9 protein-coding genes are annotated in these 7,888 nt (G+C 46.9%); 4 read left to right on the top strand and 5 right to left on the bottom strand.

Going from position 1 to position 7,888, the window contains the following annotated elements; all coding sequences use genetic code 11:
* Positions 1 to 81 precede the first annotated feature (81 nt).
* Both NDI35_RS27745 and NDI35_RS27740 read right to left on the bottom strand, forming a co-directional pair.
* Positions 82 to 1,053, bottom strand: a complete 972-nt coding sequence (locus NDI35_RS27745) for a pentapeptide repeat-containing protein (protein ID WP_445315516.1) — start codon at positions 1,051 to 1,053, stop codon at positions 82 to 84.
* Between the two features lie 132 nt (positions 1,054 to 1,185).
* Positions 1,186 to 1,383: a DUF433 domain-containing protein gene (locus NDI35_RS27740; RefSeq protein ID WP_445315515.1), complete on the bottom strand. Its 198-nt coding sequence runs from the start codon at positions 1,381 to 1,383 to the stop codon at positions 1,186 to 1,188.
* 353 nt (positions 1,384 to 1,736) lie between these two features.
* Between NDI35_RS27740 and NDI35_RS27735 the strand changes: the two genes are divergently transcribed.
* Complete coding sequence (locus NDI35_RS27735; RefSeq protein WP_333073773.1) at positions 1,737 to 2,765, top strand: hypothetical protein; 1,029 nt, start codon at positions 1,737 to 1,739, stop codon at positions 2,763 to 2,765.
* Between the two features lie 60 nt (positions 2,766 to 2,825).
* Here NDI35_RS27735 and NDI35_RS27730 read toward each other — a convergent pair whose 3' ends face one another.
* The 3 genes from NDI35_RS27730 to NDI35_RS27720 all read right to left on the bottom strand — a co-directional run bounded on the left by NDI35_RS27730 (position 2,826) and on the right by NDI35_RS27720 (position 4,520).
* A complete protein-coding gene (locus NDI35_RS27730) occupies positions 2,826 to 3,074 on the bottom strand; it encodes a transporter suffix domain-containing protein (protein WP_445315514.1) in 249 nt (82 codons plus the stop codon).
* Positions 3,075 to 3,272: 198 nt separating this feature from the next.
* A complete protein-coding gene (locus NDI35_RS27725; RefSeq protein WP_445315513.1) occupies positions 3,273 to 4,091 on the bottom strand; it encodes a carbohydrate ABC transporter permease in 819 nt (272 codons plus the stop codon).
* 231 nt (positions 4,092 to 4,322) lie between these two features.
* Entirely contained in the window at positions 4,323 to 4,520 is a 198-nt protein-coding gene (locus NDI35_RS27720) for a hypothetical protein (protein WP_333172635.1), read from the bottom strand.
* Between the two features lie 64 nt (positions 4,521 to 4,584).
* Here NDI35_RS27720 and NDI35_RS27715 point away from each other — a divergent pair, with 64 nt between their 5' ends.
* The 3 genes from NDI35_RS27715 to accA all read left to right on the top strand — a co-directional run bounded on the left by NDI35_RS27715 (position 4,585) and on the right by accA (position 7,686).
* On the top strand, positions 4,585 to 5,277 hold the full coding sequence (locus NDI35_RS27715) for an aldehyde oxygenase (deformylating) (protein ID WP_333073769.1): 693 nt from the start codon (positions 4,585 to 4,587) through the stop codon (positions 5,275 to 5,277).
* A gap of 149 nt (positions 5,278 to 5,426) precedes the next feature.
* Entirely contained in the window at positions 5,427 to 6,452 is a 1,026-nt protein-coding gene (locus tag NDI35_RS27710) for a long-chain acyl-[acyl-carrier-protein] reductase (RefSeq protein WP_445315512.1), read from the top strand.
* 253 nt (positions 6,453 to 6,705) lie between these two features.
* Positions 6,706 to 7,686 carry an acetyl-CoA carboxylase carboxyl transferase subunit alpha gene (gene accA, locus NDI35_RS27705; protein ID WP_445315511.1) on the top strand — a complete coding sequence of 327 codons (981 nt, stop codon included), beginning with the start codon at positions 6,706 to 6,708 and terminating at the stop codon, positions 7,684 to 7,686.
* The last annotated feature ends 202 nt before the right edge of the window (positions 7,687 to 7,888 follow it).

Genomic DNA, 7,888 nt, shown 5'->3' with positions numbered 1-7,888 from the left:
AGGTGGAACAGTTAATGAAGTTAACTCCTTCTAAACGCCGCTTTTATCAACAAGGTATGCGGGCTGCAACCCTTATACAGTCTATCTCGTAGACCTCTTTGTCACCCCCCCAGCATCGCCTGTCAGGTTTGCTCCTTGGAGATTCGCACCAACATAGGATTTTTTGTAACCATTGCCAGTGATGAGTAATTTTCGGACGCGCGTATCAGCTAATATCGAATTACCGACTCGCGCGCGATCGAGTTTTTCTGTATTGCGGAAGCAAGTGCGAGTGAGATTGGCGGTTCTAAAATCTGTACTTTTGAGAGTTGCCTCAGTGAAATTGGCATCAGTTAGATCGGCATTGCGAAAGCTAGTGCCACCTGTCGTGGCAAAGGCAATGGCAATGGTGCGAATCAAGGCTTGTTTCTCATCTCCAGCCAAAGCACGCCAAGCAATGTAAATACCTACTCCTGTGGCTGCCCCTGCCGCTGCCGCTGCCACTGCCGCTGCCGCTGCCCCTGCCGCTGCACCTGCCACTGCCACTGCCGCTGCCACTGCCCCTGCCACTGCCCCTGCCCCTGCCACTGCCCCTGCCGCTGCAACTGCTGCTGCCGCTGCCACTGCCGCTGCCACTGCCACTGCCCCTGCCCCTGCCGCTGCCGCTGCCGCTGCCACTGCCGCTGCCGCTGCCCCTGTCACTGCCCCTGCCCCTACCACTAAACCTTGGCGCAGGGTAACAATAAAGAAGATTGCCAAAACTATCAGCAATAAGACACCTGGAATAATGGTGTACTGTTTGATGTTAATTGGAGTCAAAAATAGTGTTACCCAAGCAGTAGTCAAGCCTGACATCAATCCCGATATTAACGATAGAAATAGTGAGACAGTTACTAGAAAAATTGTCCATCGACGTTGCAGTCCAGCTTTGGCACGGGTGAAGTCAGCTTTTCTGAGGATGGCATCGGTGAAGTTTGCGCCTCGGATGTCTGCACCGATGAATTTTGCACCTGTCAGGTTTTGACCTTTGAAATTGTGGCCTCGGAGATTTTTACCGGAGAAGTCTTTGGGCATGATTTCACGCAGCGATATAATATTATGTCCAGTCAATTAATGACGACTACAGTGCGAGCTTCTAGCTCGCGAGCCTTAGGCTCTTACTACAGAATCATTATTAGCGATTACCGAACCTAATACGATAACTCTTTAAGAAAAACTCAAACAAGCCCAAATATCCTCTTGGGTAAGATAGGGAAAATCATCTAAGATTTCTTCATAACTCATCCCAGAAGCGAGATATTCCAACACGTCATAAACCGTAATTCTCATGCCTCGAAAACAAGGTTTCCCACCTAGCTTACCCGATTCGATCGCAATAATATTAGCGATGTCTTCTTCTGACATGGCACTTTCCATTTAGCTTATTTTCTCACTTTTAGGCTAACAAAGGGATAGAGCGCTCCTAACGTTTGGTAGTTTCCAGCATTTTATTAGTTCCTTTAATTTCCTAATTCACTTTAAATCAATCCCCGCACCGCCACCACTCCCCTCAATTCCTATCAGGGGCGTGCGTGCCCGGAGTGATTTTGGGTATCTTTTCGCCGATCGCCCTCCATCGTGCAATAATGATATGACTTGCACAAAAGCTCTATTAGTAGGTAAATTTTGCCTACCTTACCGCTACATATAGCGTCTCAACTGTCAACCCGTGCAAGCTCCCAATTAAACCGGCTGTTGCACTACACAAATTTTTCCTAATGGCAGAAGTCCCCCTAAATCCCGCAGAACTTGCAGAAGCCCTCAACGGCTTTACCGATATCAATTTCCAATTGCCAGACCCCGAAGACGAACAAATACCAGACTTTGATTTTGACAATCAGGTTGACAATGCCTGGAAAGTGTGCGATCGCTTCGACTTGCAAACCGACATTTGGCGGGGACGCATTCTCCGAACAGTCCGAGACAGAGAAAAAAAAGGCGGCGAAGGACGCGGTACTGGCTTTTTGAACTGGCTCAAAGAAAGAGAAATTGGCAAAAGTCAAGCCTATTCTTTGATAGAATTAGCTAATAGTGCCGATACTCTGATCCAGCAAGGAGATTTAGACCCAAATTCCATTAGAAACTTCAGCAAAAGAGCCTTTGTAGAAACCGCCAAAGCATCTCCCGAAGTCCAGCAAATGGTAACAGATGCCGCAGCAAGTGGCGATCGCATCACCCGCCGCGAAGTCAAACAACTCTCCGACGAATGGATGGCAATGAACTCAGATTTATTGCCCGAAGAAGTCAAAGAAAAAGCATCTACTGGTTCTCTACCTTCCCGCTACCTCGCTCCTTTAGTCAAAGAAATGGAGAAACTCTCTCCATCTCACCAAAGCGAAATTCAAAAAGAAGTAGCAGAAAATCCAGACGTAGATACTGTCAAACAGCTAACATCCGACGCCAAGAACTTATCAAAATATCTCGACGCCGCCGCCCAAGTGCAAGCTCTCAATCAGTCTCACTTAGACATGGAAATGGCCTTAGAAGAATCTTTGCGAGTAGGCTGTTTGGGAACCACCGCAGACGTTGTAAAACAAGCCGCACAGCTAGAACAAACAGTAGTCAAACTCTACACAATTTGGAAGCGTTTAGGCAGTTTGGCAGATAGATTGTACGTAGATACAGGAGCAAGCACACCCAATTTGCGGTTGCTTTTGGGATGCTTGGACAGTCTTTCGGGAGAAAAGATTGAAGTGGATTTTGGCGACGGAGAACGCTCTATTCGCTTGCAAATTTTTAGCGAATAGCTCAACCTTGACCGCAGATCAACCCTCACATCCAGGCTGAATACCTGCGTTGATTCCTGTTCATTTGCGGTTAAAATGTTTGATTTTTTTCCAAAGATAGCGGGGATGCAAATAACGCCGATATTTGGTAACTACTTCTTTCCCCAACAGCACTACGCTAATCCAAAAACAAACTTCGGCCTCAACAGCTAGAACGACAGATAAAGTAGTTTTTTGGATAATGTCCAGTGGCAGGAATGGCACAACAAAAAAGACTGCCAACCACGGTAGAAAAGATACGATAAATAAAAATAAACCGAGTTTTTGCATAGATTCACATAATACAGCTTTGATATCCCTTTTATCTGTTAGTCCGCTTAAAGTGGACTTCGTTTGTATAGTAGCGAGTTCAATCGCCGAGGGACTACAAACTCACATCTGGCACCATTCTCAAGAACAGGCTTTCCGGCCTGTTCTTGAGAATGGTGCCACAAATGACTACAAACTTAATTGCGAAGCATCTCAAACTCAATTCTTAATCCCCGTGGCCGCAATCCCCCGAATAAACTGCCGCTGACCGGCTAAAAACAACAACACCACTGGCACTGTGCCAATTACCACCGCCGCCATCAACAACTGCCAACTGCTAGTAAACTGTTCCTGAAACTCAGCCAGAACCAACTGCACAGTCCGCAACTCCGGCCGCGTCGTAAACACCAGCGGCTTAAACAAATCGTTCCACTCCCCGATAAACGTAAACAAAAACAGCGTCACCAAAGCAGGGCGGGCCAAAGGTAACATCACCTGCCACAAAACCTGCCAGCGGTTAGCCCCATCCAGCATTGCCGCCTCCTCCAACTCCACCGGAACAGTCATAAAATACTGGCGCAGCAGAAAAATCCCAAAACCGTTAGCCGCCGTCGGCAAAATCAGCGCCCCGTAGGTATTCAGCAGATGACCCCACTTCAAAACCAAGAAAATCGGAATCACCAAAAGCTGAAACGGAATTACCAGCGTTGCCAAAACCCCCAACACAATCGCCTGTCGCCCGCGAAACTTCAGCCGGGCCAAGGCGTAACCGGCCAAAGCAGAAGTTACAACCTGAAAACCCGTCACTGCGATCGCCACTAGAGTAGAATTAAGGAATGCCAACAAAAAATTGCCCCGTCGCCAAGCCTCCTGATAGTTCGCAAAAGTCAGGCCTGTGCCCTTGACATCGACACCAGATGGTGATAAAGAAACCAAAAATACAGCAGCCAGCGGCAGCAGCACCAGCGCAGCCCCCGCCAGCAACAAAATAAAACTCAGCAGTTGCAGCGCTTGAGATCTGTCAAAGGATTTACCCATAAATTTGTGAATTAACCTAAAATAATAAGCCTGTGAGGTTCTCCAACCCGATCGCATCCCAGATTCCCATACAACAACATAATAGTCGTAGAAGGAAAGAAGGAGTACCTAGGGAGGAAGTTGTGATTAGGATATAATGTTATAGATAGAGTTGGTACTGTAAAACCCTGAAAGGTGGAGACATAGACCGTATTTCTATCATCTATTTCCGGGCAAAAGATCGACTAACGACTAATTCAAGTAATTAGTAAATAGATAGCATTCTAGCGATAGTCTTTCTGGAGTGTTCGACGGCAAAACTCCGCCAAACACGCTGATGACGCCAGTTTTTCCCGGAACGTCAAAGAAAAGTTCTTTGTCGAAAGAATCCTCAGCTATAATCTCTGATTTAGATGGGGTGCGTTCAAAAAAGGTAAAGTGCACTGTCACTGACCCCCAATTTTAAAGTGGTTTGCAGACATCCCACAAGCTTATATGAGGAGACTACATATCTATGCCCCAGCTTGAGGCCAGCCCAACAATTGACTTTCAAACCGAAACTTACAAAGATGCTTACAGTCGCATCAACGCCATTGTGATTGAAGGCGAACAAGAAGCTCACGACAATTACCTGACACTGGCCGAACTGTTGGCTGACAAAAAAGCAGAGTTAGTTGGCTTGTCCAAGATGGAGAACCGCCACATGAAAGGCTTCCAAGCTTGTGGCCGGAATCTTAAAGTCACGCCCGACATGGCATTTGCCAAGCAGTTTTTTTCGGAATTGCACAAAAACTTCCAAACGGCAGCGGCCCAAGGTCAGATTGTAACTTGCTTGTTGATTCAATCGCTAATTATCGAGTGTTTTGCGATCGCAGCTTACAACATCTACATCCCCGTCGCCGATGACTTTGCTCGCAAAATCACCGAAGGCGTCGTCAAAGAAGAATACAGCCACCTCAACTTTGGGGAAGTTTGGCTGCAAGCTCACTTTGAGGAATCCAAAGCCGAACTCGAAGCGGCCAACCGCCAAAACCTGCCCATCATCTGGAGACTGCTAAACTCTGTCGCAGACGATGCCCGCGTTTTGGGAATGGAAAAAGACGCTTTAATCGAAGACTTTATGATTGCCTACGGCGAAGCCCTAGGCAACATAGGCTTTAACAACCGCGATATCATGCGGATGTCAGCACAAGGCCTCGCAGCCTAGTTAATTCGGAAATAAGGAATGGGAAAAAAATTAAAAATTAAAAATTAAAAATGGGATAACTCATTTTAAAATATAAATTTTTAATCTTCCCATCTTCCATCTTTCATATTCCACCTTCCACCTTCCATCTTCCTTCATTTGACAACTTAATGTTTGGTCTAATCGGTCACTTAACCAGCTTAGAACACGCCCAATCAGTAGCTAACGAGCTGGGCTATCCAGAATATGCCGATCAAGGTCTTGATTTTTGGTGCAGCGCACCGCCCCAAATAGTTGATCAGATCACGGTAACAAGCATCACTGGACAAAAAATAGAAGGCCGCTATGTGGAGTCCTGTTTTCTGCCAGAAATGCTAGCCACTCGCCGGATTAAAGCAGCCACTCGCAAAATCCTTAATGCGATGGCACACGCTCAAAAAAATGGGATTAACATCACTGCTTTAGGCGGCTTTTCTTCGATCATTTTTGAGACTTTCAACTTGCAGCAAATTAAGCAAATTCGCAATCTCAAGTTGGAGTTCGAGCGCTTCACCACTGGTAACACTCACACGGCTTACATCCTCTGCCGCCAAGTAGAAGAAGCAGCCCCAAAATTGGGAATTGAACTTTCAAAAGCCACGGTAGCCGTTTGTGGTGCTACTGGCGATATTGGCAGTGCTGTGTGTCGCTGGCTCAATGTTAAAACAAATGTAGCAGAATTGTTGCTCATTGCCCGCGACAAAGAACGATTACAAGATTTGCAATCGGAATTGGGCCGAGGCAAAATTATGGACTTGGAAGAAGCCCTGCCCCAAGCGGATATTGTAGTCTGGGTAGCCAGTATGCCCAAGGGAGTAGAAATTGACCCTAAGACATTGAAGCAACCATGTTTATTGATTGACGGTGGCTATCCGAAAAATCTGGCAACTCAGGTTCAGCATCCAGAAATTTACGTACTCAATGGCGGCATTGTGGAGCATTCCCTCGATATTGAGTGGAAAATTATGAAGATTGTCAATATGGATGTACCTGGCCGACAGTTGTTTGCCTGTTTTGCTGAATCAATGCTGCTGGAATTTGAAAAAATGTATACCAATTTTTCTTGGGGACGGAATCAAATTACTGTGGAAAAGATGGAGCAAATCGGTCTTATTTCTGTCAAACATGGTTTCCGACCTTTATTAATGTCAGTTTGATGTTAAGAGTCAACAGTTAAATTGGAAATTTTAACTGTTGACTCTTTCGTTGGATCGGAATAATATTTTTCGGAGTGGATCGCGAGCCTCCCGCTCGCGCTATAGGATAATTAGGATGTAACCAAATTTGATATCATACAAAATTTAAAACTCAAAGTTGGCAATTTTTCCGTCTTTTTTACTATCCCCATACAGGGTAGGATCGGAAAATAGTCGATCGACAAAACCTTAAAACCTTATAGAAATTATCAGCGTGGCAAACCCCGACCGCAAACCACTACTCCTAGATTTTGAAAAGCCGCTGGCGGAACTAGAAACCCGAATTCACCAGATTCGCGAACTCGCCGAAGAAAACAGCGTCGATGTTACCGACGAAATTCGCAAACTCGAAGCTCGCTCGACCCAACTGCGACAAGAGATTTTCAGCAGCTTGTCCCCCATGCAGCGGCTGCAACTCGCCCGTCACCCGCGCCGCCCCAGTACCCTCGATTACATTCAGGCAATTAGCGACGAGTGGATCGAGCTTCACGGCGATCGGCGCGGCGGAGACGACCCGGCCCTCGTCGGCGGAATTGCCCGCATAGACGGGCGTCCCACAGTCATCATCGGCCATCAAAAAGGGCGCGACACTAAAGATAATATCGCCCGCAACTTTGGCATGGCTGCTCCCGGCGGCTACCGCAAAGCCCTGCGGTTGATGGAACACGCCGATCGCTTCGGAATGCCAATTTTCACCTTTATCGACACTCCGGGGGCTTGGGCGGGCTTAGAAGCAGAACAGCTCGGACAGGGAGAGGCGATCGCCTGCAACCTCCGAGAAATGTTTCGCCTCGACGTTCCCATTATTTGCACCGTCATCGGCGAAGGTGGTTCCGGCGGCGCTTTGGGTATCGGTGTCGGCGAGCGGCTGTTGATGCTGGAACATTCCGTCTACACCGTCGCCACTCCCGAAGCTTGTGCGGCCATTCTGTGGAAAGACTCTGGCAAAGCTAACTTGGCTGCAGAAGCCCTGAAAATCACTTCCTGGGACTTGAAAAACCTCGGCATTCTCGATCAAATAGTACCAGAGCCGATCGGCGGCGCTCACTCGAATCCCCTCAAAGCTGCGTCCATACTCAAACAAGCTTTGTTAGAAAACTTAGCAGAACTCACACAGCTTACGGCTCAGCAGCGACGCGAGCTTCGATATCAAAAGTTTCGCCATATCGGTGTGTTCACTGAAATTTCTGCTTGAGCCGATCAATTCAGAGTTATCAGTTATGAGTGAAAAATTCTTAACTTTAAACTCATAACTCACAGCTCATTATTCTGCCGATCAGTCAGCAGTGTTATAATTTCTCAGGTGACACCGGCTTAACAGTTCTTAATGTTCATCTCATAATTAACTGTTATCACCCGCAGCAGACAGTTGTCTAATTTGCCGAAGAAGGCTGCAA

The sequence above is a fragment of the Microcoleus vaginatus FACHB-2002 genome (assembly GCF_040004035.1).
Lineage (GTDB): Bacteria > Cyanobacteriota > Cyanobacteriia > Cyanobacteriales > Microcoleaceae > Microcoleus > Microcoleus vaginatus_C.
This window is presented reverse-complemented; position numbering and strand designations above follow the sequence as displayed.

Bases quoted from the DNA above. Each gene is read 5' to 3' on its own strand.
- NDI35_RS27745 (WP_445315516.1), bottom strand. From the start codon at position 1,053: ATGCCCAAAGACTTCTCCGGTAAAAATCTCCGAGGCCACAATTTCAAA.
- NDI35_RS27740 (WP_445315515.1), bottom strand. From the start codon at position 1,383: ATGTCAGAAGAAGACATCGCTAATATTATTGCGATCGAATCGGGTAAG.
- NDI35_RS27735 (WP_333073773.1), top strand. From the start codon at position 1,737: ATGGCAGAAGTCCCCCTAAATCCCGCAGAACTTGCAGAAGCCCTCAAC.
- NDI35_RS27730 (WP_445315514.1), bottom strand. From the start codon at position 3,074: ATGCAAAAACTCGGTTTATTTTTATTTATCGTATCTTTTCTACCGTGG.
- NDI35_RS27725 (WP_445315513.1), bottom strand. From the start codon at position 4,091: ATGGGTAAATCCTTTGACAGATCTCAAGCGCTGCAACTGCTGAGTTTT.
- NDI35_RS27715 (WP_333073769.1), top strand. From the start codon at position 4,585: ATGCCCCAGCTTGAGGCCAGCCCAACAATTGACTTTCAAACCGAAACT.
- NDI35_RS27710 (WP_445315512.1), top strand. From the start codon at position 5,427: ATGTTTGGTCTAATCGGTCACTTAACCAGCTTAGAACACGCCCAATCA.